Raw genomic sequence first — 19,941 nt, forward strand, 5'->3', positions numbered from 1 at the left:
TTAAAATATTGCTTGATGTTCTTTAATGACTTGAATCATCTCAAGTGTATCGTCTTCAGGACCTTGGACAGGTAGCCCTGCTTCAATGTTCATCGTTATATAATCTATATTACCTTGGGTAATTATTTCCCCGGGAATAAAAATTGGAATACCTGGTGGATAAACCATTACGAACTCTGCAGAGATACGACCACTTGCGTGTTTTAGAGGAATAGATTCTGTAGCTGCGTAAAAAGCATCTCTAGGTGACATAGCCAGTCCTGGTATATCTGGCAGAGTAACAGATGGTTCTACGACGACTGCATCAGATTCGTGGGCAGCCACCATTCTTGAAAGAGCGTTAACAAGTAAATTAACTTCTTTTTTTGTATCTCCAAGAGTGATTAAACATAGAATATTATACAAGTCTGAAAGCTCTACTTCTATATTTGCTTTTTCTCTTAACCAGATTTCCGCATCATACCCTGTCATACCTAAGTCTTTAACACTTATTAATAGTTTTGTTGGGTCCATATCATACGTAGCAGATGTTTGTAATATTTCTTCCCCCACACAACGAATATGGGGAATTGCATTAATTCGTTTACGTGTATCTTTTGCAAGTCGGATAGCATCCCCTATTAAATCCTCGCCATGAATAGCTAGTTGTCGCCTTGCAGTATCTAATGATGCAAGTAATGGATAGGACGTAGAAGTTGTTGTTAACATAGACAAAATAGACTGCACACGTTTAGTAGATACTAAGCCCTCTTTTACATTGAGAATAGAACTTTGAGTCATGGATCCACCTAATTTATGAACAGATGTTGCAGCCATATCAGCTCCAGCTTGCATTGCAGAAACGGGAAGTGAATCGTGAAAATGAATATGAACTCCATGTGCCTCGTCTACTACAACAGGAATCCCTTTCTTATGCGAAAGCTCTACGATTCTTTTAAGATCCGCAGCTAAACCAAAATAGGTAGGATTAATAACTAGTAATCCTTTTGCATCTGGATGTGCATCTAATGCTTTTTCTACCGATTCTACTGATATACCATGAGAGATTCCTAATTCTTTATCTACTTCTGGATGGATAAAAACTGGAATCGCACCAGCAAATACAATTGCCGACATTATCGATTTATGAACATTTCGTGGAACAAGAATCTTATCTCCAGGTCCACAAATAGTAAGTATCATAGTCATTATTGCACCACTTGTCCCTTGTACAGAGAAAAATGTTTCATCAGCACCAAATGCTTCTGCTGCCAAATGTTGTGCTTTTTTTATTACACCTTTAGGTGAGTGTAAATCATCCAAAGGAGCAATATTGATCAAATCTATAGAAAGTACATTATCTCCAACGAACTCTCGAAATGCAGGGTCCATCCCTTTCCCTTTTTTATGCCCAGGAATGTGAAACTGGATTGGATGACGATTTCGATGCTTTAGTAATGCATCGAATAATGGAGTTTCTAATTGTGACAACGTTCATACCACCTCTAGTTAGAATTTATAAAACAAAAGAAATTATAGCACTTCAATAGCTGTAATACTATCAAAATCATTGTAATTTGTATCAATAGAGTAATTTCATTAGACTATTAATATAAGGAGGGGGAAGAATGGCTTTTCAAACAAGGGTTACAGAATTATTAAGTACAAAGCTTCCAATCGTTCAAGGAGGACTTGCTTATCTAGCGTATTCTGATTTGTGTGCAGCTGTTTCAAACGCTGGAGGATTAGGACAAGTAACTGCCATGAGTTTAAAAACGCCACAAGAGTTGCGAGAAGAAATACTAAAAGTACGAAAGCTGACTGAAAAACCATTTGGTGTGAATTTTGCAATTGGCCAAACTGGGAGACCTTATGAGCATATGTTGCAAGTAGCTATTGAGGAAGAGGTTCCAGTAATATCGATGACAGGGGGAAATCCAGCTCCTATTTTAGAAAAACTCGCTAATACTTCGATTAAAAAACTAGTCTTAGTTGCTGCTAAACGACAAGCTCAAAAAGCCGAGCAACTTGGTGCGGATGCAGTTATGGTAGTAGGGCATGAAGGTGGAGGGCATCTTGGAAGAGATGATATCGGATCTATCGTATTAATCCCTCAAGTGGTGGATGCTGTGTCGATACCCGTCATCGCTTCTGGTGGTATCGCAGATGGCAGAGGATGGATGGCTGCTCATGCACTTGGAGCCGAAGGTATTGAAATGGGTACTAGATTCATCGCCACAAAAGAATGTGTGCATGCTTCATCTGCTTATAAAAATTCATTAATAAAGAGCGAAGAAATGGACACTGTAATTATTAAAAAATCGCTTGGTGCACCTGCAAGGGCCATAAAAAGTAGTTGGACAGATTCTATTTTAAGTATTGAAAGTGAAAATGTAACATATGATGCTCTTAAGGATTACATTAGTGGAGAAGCGAATAAGCGATTCATTTACGAAGGTGATGAAGAGAAGGGATTCGGTTGGGCTGGCCAGTCGGTAGGATTCATCAAAGATATACCTTCCGTACAAGAATTATTCGATCGTATGGAAATGCAAGCAATGGACATTCGAAATAAGTGGAAATAGAAGGAGGTAGTAATACATGGAATACACATACCCTTTTTCATTGGATTGGTCGACAGAAGAAATCGTGGATGTAGTACAATTTTTTGAATCAATAGAAAAAGCATATGAAAATGGAATCAAACGTGAAGAACTAATGAAAAGATACCGAAGATTTAAAGAAATAGTACCTTCTATTGCGGAAGAAAAAACGTATTTTCGTGAATTTGAAAAAGAAAGTGGTTATGTAAGCTTTCCTATTATTAAAAAGATGAAGGAGCAATCAGACGGCACCATCATCAAGGGTTAAAAAATACCTCCTATACTGAAAAGTATAGGAGGTGCATATTATTTCATGTGGACCATCGTTTTATATATTGGCAATAAATGATCAAATGTTTCTTCTGCAAGTTCCAAGAACTCTTCTTCAGTAAGTTTTACAGCTTCTTCTCTACTAATATGACGGCCAACTAAAAATTCTGCCTTTTTTACATCTTTTAAACGAACCAGTAGTTGTTCAAGGCCATCTTTCTTTTCTTTTTTTAGCAAAGAGGCTTCAGGCTTCATATGATCTCCAGAAACAATAAAATCTGCGGGCAATTTGTTAAATAATCCTTTTTTCTTTAATAACCGTTCAGCAATAGCTACTTTATCGGGTGCCTCATAAATAACAGCTAATATGATGAAAGCGTGGCTACCCCACAGTCCTATTTGGAAGTGTGGTAGAGCTTTATATCCTCTCTTATAAGGTGCAAATGCGACCCAACTATCTTTTGGAGGATTAACCGAACGTCTTGCATGCTTAGCTACATGGGGATAATATTCTTGTCCAAGTATTGTAGAAAAATAATGACTATAATGACCGCCTAACTCCTCGAATTTCGGTCTAATTTTTTCGATTAATCCAGCCATTCTGTTTTCAAGTCCATCTATTTGAAAGACATCAAAATCTTCAACTGTCCAAAATGTTTTGCTCATATGTAAACTCCTTTCAACTTCTATGTTTATTTTATAGGAAATTTGGGTAAAAATCTTGTAAGTAGTATTTTTCAGTAGACATTATTTATATGGTAGCATATTTTATTATAAAGAATCTTCTGAATATTACGATATAAAATAAGAAGGGGTGGTTGTGATGAGACAGGTAGTGCATATTATTCGTAAGGAAGACATGGAAAAAGAGAAAATTCAAACACTAAAAATGGAGTTAGATTATGAGTTAGCGACCTTATTTGACGCAATGACAAATAAAAATGAAAAAGAGATAAGTGCTTCTAAAAATCGATTAGCTGAAATTCACCAGCTTTTGGAGGAACTAAATGCTCTCGATTAATGTTTCCATCATAGGAGTACCTTAAAAAACACCTGCTAATGAAAAGACAGCCGGTGTTTTTTTCTTTATACTAAAAGTATAGGTGTTAAGAAGGGGTGGAACGATTGGATATACACAAGCTTGATACATATGCAAAGTCGTTAATAAAGGAAGCGGCATATAACATTAAAACTTCTCTGACTTCCGAACTCATCATTGAATCGAAGTCAGAGGCAAATGATCTAGTCACTAATATAGATAAAGAGACAGAAAAATTTTTTATAAAGCATATTAAAGCAGATTTTGCAGAGCACCGAATATTTGGAGAAGAAGGATTTGGAGATGACATAAAGGATTTAAGTGGTTTTGTATGGTTACTTGATCCAATAGATGGAACAACAAATTTCATTCATCAAAAACAAAATTTTGCTATATCATTGGGAATATATAAGGATGGAGTAGGAATCCTAGGATATATATATAATGTTATGGAAGATACATTACTTAGTGGGTCCTTAAACGGTGGCGCATATCTGGATGATTTGCGTTTGCCAAGGTTAGGTGCTTCTTCGGTTGAGGAGGCAGTTGTTGGTATAAATGCAAGATGGGTAGTGCCAAATAGATATGTACATCATGAAGGGATGGTGAGCTTACTTAAAACCGTCAGAGGTACTAGGTCACTTGGATCAGCAGCAATCGAAATATCTTATGTAGTGACTGGAAAGTTAGATGCTTATATATCTATGCGATTATCACCTTGGGATATAGCCGGAGGAATGGTCATAGCAAAAGAAGTAGGGGCAATTGCTACTAATTTAGCATTTGAGCATCTAGATTTACTAGATGCTGATAGCTTTATCGTATCCAAACCAGGATTACATGAACAATTATTGACAGATTATATTCAAATAAAACAAAATCCAGCAGATTAAATCCTGCTGGAAAGGAATAGGCATTTAAAGTAAGCCTGCGTCGCGCATTTTTTTCTTTGTTTTGAAACCAAATCCCATAATGACGAACAATAAAATAAGGAATACAAAAATAAGTGGAATATTCCGCAGTGCAATAGCAATTCCGACAAGTGCCATTGATAAAATTGCACCTAAAGAATATAGTACGAAAATCCATTTAATATGACCCAAAATAATTACCTCCAAAATAAATGATAAAAAATAATATTACTTTAGTTTCACTTGTGATATAATAACACAGTTATGGACTCGAAAAAAGAATATGGAGTGGAAATATGACAAATATACGTCAAGATTTAAGAAACATTGCAATTATAGCACACGTTGACCATGGGAAAACGACATTAGTCGACCAATTATTAAAACAGTCAGGTACTTTTCGTACAAATGAACATGTTGATGAAAGAGCCATGGACTCGAATGATATAGAGCGTGAACGCGGTATTACAATTTTAGCAAAAAACACTGCGGTCAATTATAATGGAACGCGTATTAACATCCTTGATACGCCTGGACATGCTGACTTCGGTGGAGAAGTAGAACGTATTTTAAAAATGGTAGATGGCGTTTTACTTGTTGTCGATGCATATGAAGGCTGTATGCCTCAAACACGTTTTGTATTGAAAAAAGCGTTAGAACAAAAATTAACACCAATCGTAGTAGTAAACAAAGTAGATAAAGATTCAGCTCGTCCACTAGAGGTAGTAGATGAAGTTTTAGAATTGTTTATTGAATTAGGTGCAGATGAAGATCAACTAGAATTCCCAGTTGTTTATGCTTCAGGTGTAAACGGGACTGCTTCTTTAAATGATGATCCTTCTAAACAAGAAGAAGATATGAAATGTCTATTCGAAATGATTATCTCAGCGATTCCAGCACCAATTGATAACTCTGATGAGCCATTACAATTCCAAGTAGCACTATTGGACTACAATGACTATGTTGGACGTATTGGTATTGGTCGTGTATTCCGTGGGACAATCGAGGTTGGGCAACAAATTTCATTAATGAAATTAGACGGTTCCGTTAAGAACTATCGTGTTACAAAATTATTCGGTTTCTTCGGTTTAAAACGTGAAGAAATTCAGTCAGCTAAAGCTGGAGATTTGATCGCGGTGTCAGGTATGGAACAAATTAATGTTGGTGAAACAGTATGCCCTACAGATCACCCTGATGCGTTAACTCCGTTACGTATTGATGAGCCAACTTTACAAATGACATTCTTAGTAAATAACTCACCTTTTGCTGGTCGCGAAGGTAAATGGGTTACTTCACGTAAAATTGAAGAGCGCCTACGTTCTCAACTAGAAACAGACGTTTCACTACGTGTTGAAGATACAGAATCTCCAGATGCATGGACTGTTTCTGGTCGTGGAGAGCTTCATTTGTCGATTTTAATCGAAAACATGCGTCGTGAAGGTTACGAGCTACAGGTTTCTAAACCAAAAGTTATTATACGTGAAATTGACGGTAAAAAATGTGAGCCAATCGAAAGAGTACAAATTGATGTGCCAGAAGACGCTGTAGGCTCTATTATTGAATCGATGGGTACACGTAAAGGTGAAATGATTGACATGGTCAACAATGGTAATGGCCAAGTTCGTCTAATTTTTATGGTGCCAGCTCGTGGATTAATTGGATATACAACAGAATTCATGTCCTTAACTAAAGGTTTCGGTATCATTAACCATACGTTTGATAGCTATCAACCAGTAGTTTCCGGTCGTGTTGGAGGACGTCACCAAGGTGTTCTTGTATCAATGGAAACTGGTAAAGCAACAACTTATGGTATGATGCAAGTGGAAGATCGCGGGACATTATTCCTTGAACCAGGTACTGAGATTTATGAAGGTATGATCGTTGGGGAAAATACTCGTGATGCTGATATCACTGTAAATATAACGAAAATGAAACAAAAAACTAACATTCGTTCAGCTAATAAAGACCAAACTAATGTTATTAAAAGACCTCGTATTTTGACACTTGAGGAAGCTATTGAGTATTTAGGTGATGATGAGTATCTAGAAATTACACCTGAGTCTATTCGTCTACGTAAACAAATTCTAGAGAAGAATGAACGTGAACGTGTTACGAAGAAAAAGAAAAATGCAGAACTTGAATAGAAACTGAAAGGGTGAATAACCTTGGAGGAAAAGCAATTCGTATTTGGTAGAATGTCTAGTATAGCGAGATATATTTATGAGGTTATGCCAAATTTCGATATAGCTGGTTATGTGCTATTTGTTTTAATTTTCTTGCTTTCTGTGCTTGTGTACAAGCTTGGATTTGCAAAGAAATTGCGTTTTAGTCAAAATGTTGTAATTTACGTATTCTTGTTATTAGGATGCTTAATGTTGACGTTCCTCGCGTTTTTCCTTCCTGTTGTGGAAGGGTTAATCGTGGCAGCATTGATTTTAATTATTTACAAAATACGCTTACGACTTGAGAAAAAACAAAGCTCGACTACTTAAATGTAGTTGAGCTTTTTCTTTTTTTTTTTAAATGAGCAAAATATGTGAAAGCATTGACCGCTGATTTTCGTTTCAGGCGGACGTTTTCTGCAGGCGAGGCCAAGCTCCCTCGGCGCAGAAGGACACTATAATCGAATTTTCGACACAAAAATTTGAGTTACTTGCCTTTGTTCAAATAAAAGCTTTTGCTGGGTCTCGACTTTTTCGCTAATCCCTCTGGAGTTCCTGGCTTACACTACAATCAATTAAGTAATTAGCTATTATTTATGGGATGAAGGATAATCTAAAGGAACTATCCATTGCAGTCGACCCCGGAGTAGAAAACAACTAAGTATTTCAATTCTACACATTAAGGTTTTGAAGGAAAAAAATTGGATATATTATCCACTTCGCAAGTAAAAGGTATTAGATGGCAAGTAAACATAGACTAAGAGCAAGTAAATAATATATGGCCGCAAGTAAGCCAGTGATTGAAGCAAGTAAACAATCGATGAGAGAAAGTAAAGATAAAATAGGCTCAAATCATTCGTAAATGATAAGAAAATGTTTGTGATAGTGCTCCCGAAATTGTATCTTCGAGAGCTTCATCTATGAATAAGAAAGCATCTTTTCTCTAGTTGTCAAATAAGATTACCGAAAAAAGGATGCTGGTTGATTGTGACTGACATCACAACCAACCAGCATCCCTAAAAATTAATTCGGTAATAATATAACAAAACAGCTACCTAAAGCACTTCCGAAATAATAAAAACAGGTTTTGGCCTGAAAAGACTGAGTGTTTAAAGCCAGCTTTTCGTATAATTAATATTAAAACTCGTTTTCAATTAGTCGTGAACTCTTGTAAAAAATGAACTTTCCGGTTGCAAGACGACGGTTAGTTCTTTCTTCAATACGGTCATGACAATCTGGACACATATACGTGTGAATTGGGCGATTTCTCAGCTTCTTAGCCAGTGGTAAATCATTTGGAAGTTCATCAATTCGATCGCAAATGGCACATTGTACTTTCATCTATACATCTCCTATTCTACACGAAACGCTGTGACAGATTTTATCGGAGTATTAATATTTGATCCATCTTTTTTTAATATATGGACAGGGCCGTCCTCACGAAGTGGTTTCCCCTTATGGCTAAATTTTAATAATAACGTATCTAAATCTTCAAAAGAAAATATATGTTCATCCTCTGTCGTTTCGACCACAACTTTTGTTGCATTTGGCAATGGCTCAGAATTTAGGATAAATGGTTTCATATCAATTCCGAAAGTACTTGTTAGTGCTTTCGTACGGTCAAATTTTTTCTCAGTTTGTAAAGTTGGTGGATTTGTAGATCCTTCAATGATTTCACGGGACCAATGAGCTGATGTGACCTTAGTATACTCTTCTAGTTCATCTTTGTACTCATACTCACCAGAAAAAAACTCATCCAAATCGATTTTACGATCATCGAAAATCCAAACGGTAGGGTCTAACGTAATATTAAATTTAACTGCACCTTTAACTGGTATGATAAGTTCCAACAAAATTGCCTCCTCTAAACTATCTAATCATAATTAGTATACCTTTAAATTGAAAAGTTCTAAAGAATATTTAACTATTTCTATAAGTTAAATGAGAGAACACTTGCAATTTTTCTGTTCAAAAGATACACTTTAGGAGATAAATAATTAGAAATTATAAAAATGGGGGCGTCCTCATGGATACTAATATACAAATTTCGTATCAAGATAAGGCTTTAGAGCTTTTGAAAAAAGATGCAGAAAAGATTGCACAGCTTATAAAAGTGCAGATGGATAACTTAACGATGCCTCAATGCCCTCTTTATGAAGAGGTTTTAGACACACAAATGTTTGGATTATCACGTGAAATAGATTTTGCGGTAAAACTTGGCCTTTTAGAGAAAAGCGAAGGGAAAGAGATTATCGCTTCTCTTGAAAAAGAATTGTCTGTTTTACATGAGATTCATACAGAAAGATAATTATAAAACTCAAACAAACTAACTGTTTGAGTTTTTTTTCTATATAAAGAAATAGAGGTATAATACATGATTTCATATTTAAAACGTTATGCAAGAAATTTCGACTACCCATTATTTTTTGTCTACTTAGCTTTATGCTTATTTGGGTTGGTAATGATTTATAGCGCTAGTATGGGCTGGGCAGTACTCAATTACGGTTGGGATCCTGACCATTTTTTCAATAAGCAAAAATCAAATTTACTGCTTTGTATACCAGTATTTTTTATAACTGCTTTTTTTCCTTATAAGCATTATAAAAATAAAGTAATGATGCAACTAATGCTTCTTGTTATGTTTACTCTTTTATTTTTAGTGCATATTATCGGAGTTGGTGGAGAAAGTGGTTCTCAGAGCTGGATCGACTTAGGTTTTAATATCCAACCCTCCGAAATTGCAAAACTAGTAATAGTTTTATATTTTGCTGGAATATTTGCAAAAAAATCAGAAAATGGTACATTAGATAAATTAAATGAATCCGTGGGACCACCATTAATCGTGTTATTTTTTGTTTTCGTGTCAATTATGATGGAGACAGACGTTGGGAATACAATGATTATTAGTTTCGTAGCTATTTCAGTAATTGCAGCTAGTGGAATTAAATTTAAATCATTTTCCAAAATAATCGGATTAATTGGTATAGTTATCGTAGCGGGTCTATTTGCCATCTATATGATGAAAGATGCATTGTTGACAGATCGTCGTAGAGGAAGATTAGAAGCATTTTTCAATCCCTTTGATTACGAGCAAGGGTTTGGCTATCAAATTGTAAATGGTTATATTGCCATTGGATCAGGTGGTTTAACCGGCTTAGGTTTAGGGAATTCCAATCAGAAATATGGATATTTACCGGAACCACATACTGATTTTATCATGGCTATCATAGCAGAAGAACTTGGACTAATTGGGGTATTAATTGTTTTATGTGGTCTGTTCTTTATTGTATTCAAAGCGATTAGCATTGCCTTATCTACAAAGGATTCTCAAGCTCGTATGATTGCTGCGGGTATTGGTAGTATTATAGGTTTTCAAACTTTTATAAACTTAGGAGGAATGCTTGGAATTATCCCGCTGACCGGGGTACCACTTCCATTTATAAGTTATGGGGGTACTTCTATTATTATTTTATCGGCAGCACTTGGGATATTGATGAACGTATCTATGTTCGTGAAGCATGAAAAAAATAGACAATAAGGGGTGTATGGGATGAAAAAGATTAAAAAGATTGTAGTTGCAAATAGAGGGGAAATTGCAATACGTATTTTTCGAGCATGTACAGAGTTAAATCTTCGAACAGTAGCTATCTACTCAAGAGAGGATAGTGGTTCGTTTCACCGATTTAAATCTGATGAGTCCTATTTAGTCGGGGAAGGTAAAAAACCAATCGATGCATATTTAGACATTGAAGATATAATTCGTATTGCAAAAGAAAGTAAAGCTGATGCAATCCATCCAGGGTATGGCTTTCTTTCGGAAAATGTAGATTTTGCGAAAAGATGTGAAGAGGAAGGGATTATCTTTATCGGACCTACCTCTAGACATTTAGATATGTTTGGAGATAAAGTGAAAGCTCGTGAACAAGCAGTATTAGCAGGTATACCCGTTATTCCAGGAAGTGATGGACCTTTAGATACTGTTGAAGAGGTACGGGCATTCGGTAAAGCTCACGGATATCCTTTAATGATTAAAGCATCTTTAGGTGGCGGCGGTCGTGGAATGCGCGTAGTTCAATCTGAAGATGAGCTTGAAAGTGCATATGAACGTGCTAAATCAGAGGCTAAAGCTGCTTTTGGCTCTGATGAAGTCTATGTTGAACGCTGTATTTTCCAGCCTAAACATATTGAAGTACAAATTCTCGGTGATACTCAGGGTAATTTAATTCATTTATATGAACGCGATTGTTCAATTCAAAGAAGACATCAAAAAGTTGTGGAAATAGCACCTTCAAATTCTTTAAATTCAGAATTGCGCGACAAAATTTGTAAAGCGGCTGTCCAATTAATGACAAATGTTTCTTACATAAATGCTGGAACAGTAGAATTTTTAGTGACGGAAGATGAATTCTTTTTTATAGAAGTAAATCCTCGAATTCAAGTGGAGCATACGATTACAGAAATGATCACCGGTGTGGATATTGTTCATGCACAGATTAAAATAGCGGATGGCACAGCGCTTAATAGTGAGGAAATGGGAATTCCAAGCCAGGAAAACATGCCGTTATTTGGATTTGCTATTCAATCGCGTGTAACAACAGAGGATCCATTAAATAACTTTATGCCAGACACAGGTAAGTTAATGGTTTATCGCTCAGGTGGTGGATTTGGAGTACGCTTAGATGCAGGAAATGGGTTCCAAGGTGCTGTAATATCACCATATTACGACTCATTATTAGTGAAGGTTTCTACTTGGGGAATGTCCTTTAAAGAAGCAGCAGCTAAAATGGACAGAAATTTGCAGGAGTTCCGAATTCGAGGGATTAAAACAAATATTCCTTTTTTGGAAAATGTCGTAAAACACCCAAGCTTTATTTCTGGTCAGTTTAATACAAGTTTCATCGATTCAACTCCTGAATTATTTTTATTCCCAAATCGCAAAGACCGTGGAACTAAATTATTAAATTATATAGGGAATGTTACGATTAATGGTTTCCCAGGTATCGAGAAAAAGTCTAAACCTATTTTTGGTGCTATCAGAACACCAAGTTTTGATCTGAGTACTGCTCCTCCAATCGGCACAAAGCAAATTTTAGATGAACATGGTGCCGATGGTGTGATTAATTGGGTTAAGCAACAACAAGGTGTATTGTTAACGGATACTACTTTCCGTGATGCTCATCAATCACTATTAGCAACACGAGTTCGATCTCACGATATGTTTGGAATAGCAAAGGAATCTGCACAAGGGATGCATGATTTATTCTCCTACGAAATGTGGGGAGGGGCAACTTTTGACGTTGCATATCGTTTCCTAAAAGAAAATCCTTGGGATCGTTTGATAAAAATGAGACAAATGATTCCAAACGTATTATTCCAAATGTTATTCCGTGGAGCAAATGCAGTAGGTTACAAAAATTATCCGGATAATGTGATAAAAGAGTTTATACAAAAGTCTGCAGAAGCTGGTATCGATGTATTCCGTATCTTTGATAGCCTAAACTGGATAAAAGGGATGGAAGTTGCTATAGATGCAACTAGACAATCAGGGAAAATTGCAGAAGCGGCACTATGTTACACTGGAGACATTTTAGATGATTCTAGAGACAAATATACGGTGCAATACTACAAAGACATGGCAAAAGAATTAGAAAACGCAGGGGCACATATTTTAGCGATTAAAGATATGGCTGGACTTTTAAAACCAGAAGCTGCTTATCGTTTAGTAAGTGAGTTAAAAAGCACAGTTGATATCCCTATTCATCTTCATACACATGATACTAGTGGTAACGGAGTATATACGTATGCAAAAGCTATAGAAGCAGGAGTGGACATAGTGGATACGGCATTAGGTGCAATGGCTGGTCTAACTTCACAACCGAGTGCAAGCAGTTTAAGTTATGCGCTAAAAGGCTCTAATAGAGAGGTTATTGGAAATATTGAGGCATTTGAAAAAATCTCTTATTATTGGGAAGATGTTCGCAAATACTATCAAGATTTTGAGAGCGGTATGATGAGTCCTCATACTGAAATCTATGTACATGAGATGCCAGGGGGACAATATAGTAATCTTCAACAACAAGCTAAAGCAGTTGGACTAGGAGAGCGCTGGGAAGAAGTAAAGGAAATGTATTCTCGTGTAAATCTATTATTTGGTGATGTGGTGAAAGTTACCCCATCCTCTAAAGTGGTAGGGGATATGGCTTTATTCATGGTACAAAATAATTTAGATGAAGTTTCTGTCATTACGAGAGGGAAGACAATCGATTTTCCGGATTCTGTTATAGAGTTTTTTGAAGGCTATATCGGACAGCCTTACGGAGGTTTCCCACAAGAATTACAAAAAGTGATTCTAAAGAGTCGCCAACCGATAACAGTTCGTCCAGGTGAATTACTCGAGCCGGTGGACTTTGAAGAAATAAAAGAAATATTATTCCATAAATTAGAACGACCTGTTACGAGTCAAGAGATTCTTGCTTACACTCTATATCCTAAGGTTTTTGAAGAATATAGTGAAATGGATAAAAACTTTGGTGATGTTTCGGTATTAGATACACCAACATTTTTATACGGATTGAGATTAGGGGAAGAAATTGAAGTGGAAATCGAGGTAGGAAAAACTTTAATTATCAAGCTTGTTTCTATAAGCGAGCCAACCCATGATGGAAACCGTATTATTTATTTCGAATTAAACGGTCAACCACGTGAAATCTCTATTCAGGATTTGAATGTAGAAGTGAGCCATCTATCTAAACCAAAGGCAGATTTGACAAAAGAAGGTCATATTGGGGCAACTATGCCAGGTACTGTTCTAAAGGTGGCAATTTCTACAGGCAGCAAAGTGAAAAGAGGTCAACATCTCCTTATTACGGAAGCTATGAAAATGGAAACTACCGTACAAGCCCCGTTTAATGGAGTTGTAAAAGAGATTCATGTTATTGCTGGAGAGGCAATTGCAACTGGTGATTTGCTAATCGTGATGGATAAAGAATAACCAATAAGCAAAGGCTGTTAGACATTCCTGTCTGACAGCCTTTTATTTTAGAATAAGTATATAAAAATATCCGGTGAACACGGGGTTCATGTGACTTTAAAGCAAGTAAAATACTACAGTTTTCCGTTTCAGTTGGATGCTTTCCGCGGGCGCGGCTTCAATCTCTTCGTCACTGCATTCCTCCGGGGCTTTCAGCTAGTGGTGGTCCCACTGGAGTCGCACCTTTCACTACAATCAAAATAATGTGTAGTAATCAATCTAAATTTAGCGCAGCTTTTTGCTAGGGATAATAAGATTAATCAGTTAATGTAAGAAGAAAAGCTATCTGAAATTGCAGTTGAATTAGTGATACTATTACTTGATGATGAATGAAGTAGATTTTCTTTAATACTAGTGAAAATTACGGGGAATAGTAAGTTTTCACCAAATAATGAAGTGAGACAGCGAACGAAATTCTATCTCCGAGAGCTTCCTCTATGAATATGAAAATGTCTTTTCTCTTGTTATCATACCGCACTTACCTGTTTCTAAGAGTTGCAGGAGGGCAACGGATAGCTAATCGCCATAAGATTACCGGAAAAAGGGATATGCTTGGTTGTGACGTCAGTCTCATCCAAGCATATCCCCAAATATTCACTCGATAATCAGAAGCAAGACGTCTGTCTAAAGCCCTTCGGAAACGATAGAAAAAGGTTTTGTTCTTAAAGGACTTGGCGTTTGTTTACCCTGCTTTTCTTTTGTTCTTAGTCATTCATTTTACTTCTTGATAATAGTAGAATCATATAGCATAACAGACCGAATAATAAGGATATAAATAAAGAATGCAATAAAGCTATGTAAAGATTTAGTTTAGTCAACACGACTAACATACCGGTAATTACTTGGCAGGAGACTAGTATTAAAGAGATGACCCATCCCCAGTAAATTGCCCGTTGATCTTTATAATTTCGCATTACGTGAATCGCTATGATTAAAATCCAAATAAATATTAATCCTGCAGCAGCTCGATGCCCCATTTGTACCCACTCATATAAATTAGAAGGAAGTGCAAACTGGTCGTTATTACATAATGGCCAGTCATTACATATAAGACTAGATTCTGTATGTCTCACTAATGCACCGGTGTATACGACAATATAAGAATAAAGTGTAACACCAATTGTATGGAACTTTAATGTTTTGCCGATTCTGATTTTATCTGTATCGAACTTACGGTCAATCTCGAAAACTAATAAGGTTAATAATAAAACTGAAGCGAAGGAGATGAGAGAAATACCAAAATGAAGAGCCAATATAAAATCGCCTTGTCCCCATTTTACCTGTGCTGCTCCAATTAATGCTTGAGCGACTAAGAAAAATACCGCCATTGCTGATAAGAATTTTGTTTCTCGAACATGTCCAAGTGCCTTCCATGACCAAACTGCTAGGGCGACGATTAATATACCAACAGCCCCTGTAACTAGACGGTGTGAAAATTCAATCAATACCTCAGCAGTTATTACATCAGGTATAAGTTGTCCGTTACAACCAGGCCAGTGTCTACCGCAACCCATACCACTATCGGTTTTAGTAACTAATGCTCCTCCTAAAAGAATGAGCAGCATACCAACTGTAGATGCAACAGCTAACAATTTTAAATTTTTATGAATGTGCAATACGTCACCTACTTTATGTATCTTGCTCGTCTTAAAAAGACGGTATCTGCTTTTTGATGATATCGAATCACGGAGGAAAATACAATGTATAACCTTCAAACTAATAGGTAGAGTAATTGCATTTCACAAATTGTTCATAAATTCGTACTCGAACATTCACAAACAATGCACGAAAATGCATTACTATTGATATGTCCTAAGTATATAAATGAGTATCTCAACTATATTTATGCGAAAATTATCATTAACTGTAGAAATTACTTAAGATTTTCGTTATAGTAAAAGGTAGCGGAATATGCTTACAACTTTGAAAGGAGGGACAGCATGTCAAATGGTCATTCAATAACCGCAACTAATGAGACTGAAACTGAAAGAGTAAACACTTCATTTTTTCAAGATTTTTTATCGCTCATTAAAATAGGTATAGTCAATTCTAACTTATTTACAACTTTTACTGGTATGTGGCTAGCATTTCAATTTACCGATCGTAACTTTCTTCGAGAGTTGGATATATTATTTTATACGTTAATAGGGTCCGGAATGATTATCGCGGGTTCTGCAGCAATGAATAATTTTATCGATCGTGATATAGATCCTGTCATGAAGAGCAAAAAAGGAAGACCAACAGTTACTGGAAGGTTTAGTCCATTAGCCGTGCTAATAACTTCTTTTTCACTATTGATTGTAGGTGAAATTTTATTGTTTTTGGCCTCTACTTCAGCGGGAGTGTGGGGACTAGCAGGAATCGTCAGCTATGTTGTGTTATACTCGATGTGGTCTAAACGAAAATATGTGAGTAACACAATAGTTGGTAGTATATCAGGTGCAATACCACCTTTAATCGGGTGGGCAGCTGTTGAACCTAAATTAGGTTTTGGGGCACTTGCTTTATTTTTAATCATGTTTGCATGGCAACCTCCACATTTCTATGCGCTTGCGATGAAGCGTACAGAAGAATATCGAGCTGCCAATATCCCAATGCTACCAGTAGTAAAAGGTTTTAAACGTACAAAAGTGTCAATACTTTTATGGATTCTACTATTATTCCCATTACCATTTTTATTAATGGAATTAGGTATAATATTTGTTGTTTTGGCAACTGCACTAAATCTTGGTTGGTTATACTTCTCCATCAAAGGTTTCCGTGTGAAGGATGATATAAAATGGGCAACAGGTATGTTTATATATTCCTTAAACTATATGACGATATTATTCGTAGCGATAATTATTTTTTCTATTTTTATTTAATCCTTGGAATTCTTTCTTTAGTCAACAAGAATTCATATAAACAGAACCACCACAGTCCAAAGAAACATGAAAACAACTATGAAAGAGGGGTTTGATTTAGCTATGATGAAAGGGCTTAAAAAATGGCGACTTTTTTCACTGTTAGCAGCTCTAACGATTTTCTTATCGGGTTGTGGCGAAGAATACTTATCAACGCTTACACCTGCAGGACAAGTCGGTAGAGATCAATTTAACTTGTTATTACTATCTTCTGCTATTATGGCTTTAGTTATTATTGTAGTAGTAATTATTTATGTGGTTGCTCTAGTGAAATTCCGTCGCAAAAAAGTTGGGGAAGATGTTATTCCTAAACAAGTAGAGGGAAGTCATACGCTTGAGATAGTATGGACAGTTATTCCAATATTACTGTTAATCGTACTTGCTATACCGACTGTTTACTATACTTATAAACATGCGGATGTAGCTGCAATGGATCAAGTCGATGAAGAAGGAAACAAAACAAATGTAACTGTAAATGTTAAAGCAAGTCTTTATTGGTGGGAATTTGAGTATCCGGATTTAGGAATTGTTACAGCTCAAGAGTTAGTAGTTCCTACGGATCAAAAAGTTTATTTCAATTTAAAAGCTGCTGATGTGAAACACTCCTTCTGGATTCCTACAGCTGGCGGTAAAATGGATACAAACGTAGAAAATGTTAACCAATTCTATTTAGAATTTGATGATGCATCTGCTAGTCTAGAACAAGGTGTGTTCTACGGTAAATGTGCGGAACTATGTGGACCGTCACATGCCCTTATGGATTTCAAAGTGAAAACTTTAGAACCAGAAGATTTTAATGCTTGGGTTGAAACAATGAAAACTAACGAGCATGTTGCAGAAGGTGAACTTGCTTCTCAAGGTGAAGAAATTTTCAATACTAGCTGTATTGCTTGTCACGCAACTTCAGGTGCTGGTACTACCGGCGGAATGGGTCCAAACTTAGCAACTTTTGGTGATCGTAATCGTGTTGCTGGATTTATGTCCCATGATGAAGAAAGCTTAAAAGAATGGATTAATGATCCTCAATTATACAAACCAGGTAACTTAATGCCTCAGCCAGAAACTATTAACGACGGCGAAAAATTTAGTGAAGACCAATTAGATGCTCTTGCAGCATATCTAATGGGACTATCTGTAGAAAAATAAGTTCCGCAGATAATTTATGAGGGAGGTTAAAGTTGTGAGTTCTATCGCAAAGAAAAAGGGCTTTGGCGCAACTTTATGGGACTATTTAACAACGGTAGACCATAAAAAAATCGCAATCCTTTACCTTGCTGCCGGCGGTTTGTTCTTCGTAATCGGTGGTATCGAGGCAATGCTTATTCGTATTCAATTAGCACAACCAGATAATGATTTTGTAAGTGCTGGTCTTTTTAACGAAATTATTACAATGCATGGTACAACCATGATATTCCTTGCAGCCATGCCTATATTATTTGGATTTATGAACGCAGTCATGCCTCTTCAAATTGGCGCACGTGACGTAGCGTTTCCATTTCTAAATGCGCTTGGTTTTTGGTTATTCTTGTTTGGTGGTATTTTCCTTAACCTATCTTGGTTTATGGGTGGAGCACCTGACGCAGGATGGACTTCTTATGCATCATTATCATTAGCATCACCTGGTCATGGTATTGACTTTTATGCACTTGGGCTACAAATATCCGGTGCTGGTACTTATATAGGGGGTATTAACTTCCTAGTAACAATTATTAATATGCGCGCTCCAGGTATGACGTACATGCGTATGCCATTGTTTACTTGGACTACATTTGTAGCTAGTGCATTAATATTATTTGCATTCCCACCACTTACTATTGGATTATTCTTCTTAATCTTTGACCGTATGTTTGGTGGTAACTTCTTTGATCATACAATGGGTGGTAATACAATTATCTGGGAGCATTTATTCTGGATTTTCGGGCATCCTGAAGTGTATATCTTAATACTACCTGCCTTTGGTATATTCTCAGAAATATTCGCTTTGTTCTCGCGTAAACGTTTATTTGGCTACTCATCTATGGTCTTTGCAACCGTATTAATCGGTTTCCTAGGATTCATGGTTTGGGCTCACCATATGTTTACAGTTGGTTTAGGACCAACAGCTAATGCGATTTTCGCAGTTGCTACTATGGCAATCGCTGTTCCAACAGGTATGAAAATCTTTAACTGGCTGCTTACAATATGGGGTGGTAGCATTAAAGTCACAACTCCAATGCTATATGCATTAGGTTTCATCCCTTCATTCGTAGCAGGTGGGGTAACTGGTATTATGCAAGCAGCAGCACCGCTTGATTACCAATTACATGATTCATACTTTATCGTTGCCCATTTCCATTATGTAATCGTTGGAGGGGTAGTGCTAGCAATTCTAGCAGCGGTACATTTATATTGGCCGTTAATGTTCAATCAAATGTTAAATGAAACGTTAGGTAAATGGACATTCTGGTTCTTCTTTATTGGTTTCCATTGTACGTTCTTTATACAGCATTTCTTAGGACTTATGGGTATGCCTCGTCGCGTATTTACTTTCGGAGCAAACCAAGGTTGGGATACTTTCAACTTAATCAGTTCTGCAGGTGCTGCACTCATGGCAATTGGTGTAATTATACTAGTAATTAACATCATAATTACAGTTGTTAAAAACGTTCCTGTTGGTAATGACCCTTGGGAAGACGGACGTACTTTGGAGTGGGCTATTCCACAACCAGTTCCGTTTTATAACTTTAAACAAACTCCTCTTGTTCGTGGATTAGACACTTTCTGGATTGAAAAACAAGAAGGTAACAAAGAAGGTATGACATATGCAGAACCAGTTTCTGATATCCATATGCCTAACAATTCTTTCATTCCTTTTGTTATGACGATTGGTTTGTTCATCGCAGCTTTTGGAGCACTATACAATGGTGAAAAAGATTGGGCAATTCCAGTATTAGTACTAGGTTTAGCAATTACACTTGGTTCTATGGCTGTTCGTTCGATTAAAGACGATCATGGTTTTCATATTCACAAAGAAGATTTAATGAATGATGAAGGGGGTAAATAAT

18 protein-coding genes are annotated in these 19,941 nt (G+C 36.5%); 12 read left to right on the forward strand and 6 right to left on the reverse strand.

The genetic code is table 11. The features are described from left to right. Window positions 1-1,470 (reverse strand): aminotransferase class I/II-fold pyridoxal phosphate-dependent enzyme, encoded by a 1,470-nt coding sequence (locus tag MKY29_RS06215; RefSeq protein WP_093494364.1) that lies wholly within the window; start codon window positions 1,468-1,470, stop codon window positions 1-3. A 137-nt stretch (window positions 1,471-1,607) separates the two neighbouring features. Between MKY29_RS06215 and MKY29_RS06220 the strand changes: the two genes are divergently transcribed. After that, a complete protein-coding gene (locus MKY29_RS06220) occupies window positions 1,608-2,564 on the forward strand; it encodes an NAD(P)H-dependent flavin oxidoreductase (RefSeq protein WP_340879324.1) in 957 nt (318 codons plus the stop codon). A gap of 16 nt (window positions 2,565-2,580) precedes the next feature. Then, the gene (locus MKY29_RS06225) at window positions 2,581-2,850 is read left to right on the forward strand and encodes a UPF0223 family protein (RefSeq protein ID WP_093494366.1); all 270 of its coding nucleotides are present in this window, start codon (window positions 2,581-2,583) and stop codon (window positions 2,848-2,850) included. Window positions 2,851-2,888: 38 nt separating this feature from the next. Here the strand turns inward: MKY29_RS06225 and MKY29_RS06230 are convergent, their stop codons facing one another. After that, window positions 2,889-3,518, reverse strand: a complete 630-nt coding sequence (locus MKY29_RS06230) for a YktB family protein (RefSeq protein ID WP_340879325.1) — start codon at window positions 3,516-3,518, stop codon at window positions 2,889-2,891. Window positions 3,519-3,675: 157 nt separating this feature from the next. Here MKY29_RS06230 and MKY29_RS06235 point away from each other — a divergent pair, with 157 nt between their 5' ends. Together MKY29_RS06235 and MKY29_RS06240 are read left to right on the forward strand one after the other, a co-directional pair. Beyond that, window positions 3,676-3,873 (forward strand): hypothetical protein, encoded by a 198-nt coding sequence (locus tag MKY29_RS06235; RefSeq protein ID WP_090562975.1) that lies wholly within the window; start codon window positions 3,676-3,678, stop codon window positions 3,871-3,873. A gap of 104 nt (window positions 3,874-3,977) precedes the next feature. Further along, window positions 3,978-4,784: an inositol monophosphatase family protein gene (locus tag MKY29_RS06240; RefSeq protein WP_340879326.1), complete on the forward strand. Its 807-nt coding sequence runs from the start codon at window positions 3,978-3,980 to the stop codon at window positions 4,782-4,784. 24 nt (window positions 4,785-4,808) lie between these two features. Here MKY29_RS06240 and MKY29_RS06245 read toward each other — a convergent pair whose 3' ends face one another. Then, window positions 4,809-4,994 (reverse strand): YlaF family protein, encoded by a 186-nt coding sequence (locus MKY29_RS06245; protein ID WP_090562968.1) that lies wholly within the window; start codon window positions 4,992-4,994, stop codon window positions 4,809-4,811. 104 nt (window positions 4,995-5,098) lie between these two features. On the opposite strand from MKY29_RS06245, the gene typA reads away from it, so the two are divergent. After that, complete coding sequence (gene typA, locus MKY29_RS06250) at window positions 5,099-6,946, forward strand: translational GTPase TypA (protein ID WP_090562966.1); 1,848 nt, start codon at window positions 5,099-5,101, stop codon at window positions 6,944-6,946. Window positions 6,947-6,967: 21 nt separating this feature from the next. Then, window positions 6,968-7,294, forward strand: coding sequence for a YlaH-like family protein (locus tag MKY29_RS06255; RefSeq protein WP_241596089.1), 327 nt, complete (start codon window positions 6,968-6,970; stop codon window positions 7,292-7,294). Between the two features lie 807 nt (window positions 7,295-8,101). Here MKY29_RS06255 and MKY29_RS06260 read toward each other — a convergent pair. Both MKY29_RS06260 and MKY29_RS06265 read right to left on the reverse strand, forming a co-directional pair. Beyond that, entirely contained in the window at window positions 8,102-8,305 is a 204-nt protein-coding gene (locus MKY29_RS06260) for a YlaI family protein (protein ID WP_093494369.1), read from the reverse strand. Window positions 8,306-8,316: 11 nt separating this feature from the next. Continuing rightward, window positions 8,317-8,814, reverse strand: coding sequence for a hypothetical protein (locus MKY29_RS06265; protein ID WP_090562961.1), 498 nt, complete (start codon window positions 8,812-8,814; stop codon window positions 8,317-8,319). A gap of 176 nt (window positions 8,815-8,990) precedes the next feature. Here MKY29_RS06265 and MKY29_RS06270 point away from each other — a divergent pair, with 176 nt between their 5' ends. From MKY29_RS06270 to pyc, 3 genes are all read left to right on the forward strand, one after another. Next, window positions 8,991-9,272 (forward strand): YlaN family protein, encoded by a 282-nt coding sequence (locus MKY29_RS06270; protein WP_093494370.1) that lies wholly within the window; start codon window positions 8,991-8,993, stop codon window positions 9,270-9,272. A 66-nt stretch (window positions 9,273-9,338) separates the two neighbouring features. Continuing rightward, window positions 9,339-10,502 (forward strand): FtsW/RodA/SpoVE family cell cycle protein, encoded by a 1,164-nt coding sequence (locus tag MKY29_RS06275; protein WP_093494371.1) that lies wholly within the window; start codon window positions 9,339-9,341, stop codon window positions 10,500-10,502. A gap of 12 nt (window positions 10,503-10,514) precedes the next feature. After that, the gene (gene pyc, locus MKY29_RS06280; RefSeq protein ID WP_340879328.1) at window positions 10,515-13,955 is read left to right on the forward strand and encodes a pyruvate carboxylase; all 3,441 of its coding nucleotides are present in this window, start codon (window positions 10,515-10,517) and stop codon (window positions 13,953-13,955) included. 743 nt (window positions 13,956-14,698) lie between these two features. Here the strand turns inward: pyc and MKY29_RS06285 are convergent. Continuing rightward, on the reverse strand, window positions 14,699-15,610 hold the full coding sequence (locus tag MKY29_RS06285) for a COX15/CtaA family protein (protein WP_093494373.1): 912 nt from the start codon (window positions 15,608-15,610) through the stop codon (window positions 14,699-14,701). A 324-nt stretch (window positions 15,611-15,934) separates the two neighbouring features. Here MKY29_RS06285 and cyoE point away from each other — a divergent pair, with 324 nt between their 5' ends. The 3 genes from cyoE to MKY29_RS06300 all read left to right on the forward strand — a co-directional run bounded on the left by cyoE (window position 15,935) and on the right by MKY29_RS06300 (window position 19,940). Beyond that, a complete protein-coding gene (cyoE, locus tag MKY29_RS06290) occupies window positions 15,935-16,858 on the forward strand; it encodes a heme o synthase (protein ID WP_090562947.1) in 924 nt (307 codons plus the stop codon). A 102-nt stretch (window positions 16,859-16,960) separates the two neighbouring features. Beyond that, window positions 16,961-18,043: a cytochrome c oxidase subunit II gene (gene coxB / locus MKY29_RS06295; protein WP_340880814.1), complete on the forward strand. Its 1,083-nt coding sequence runs from the start codon at window positions 16,961-16,963 to the stop codon at window positions 18,041-18,043. Window positions 18,044-18,077: 34 nt separating this feature from the next. Further along, window positions 18,078-19,940: a cytochrome c oxidase subunit I gene (locus MKY29_RS06300; RefSeq protein ID WP_090562941.1), complete on the forward strand. Its 1,863-nt coding sequence runs from the start codon at window positions 18,078-18,080 to the stop codon at window positions 19,938-19,940. Window position 19,941: the final 1 nt, after the last annotated feature.

The organism is Psychrobacillus sp. FSL K6-2365 (genome assembly GCF_038003165.1).
GTDB lineage: Bacteria > Bacillota > Bacilli > Bacillales_A > Planococcaceae > Psychrobacillus > Psychrobacillus psychrodurans.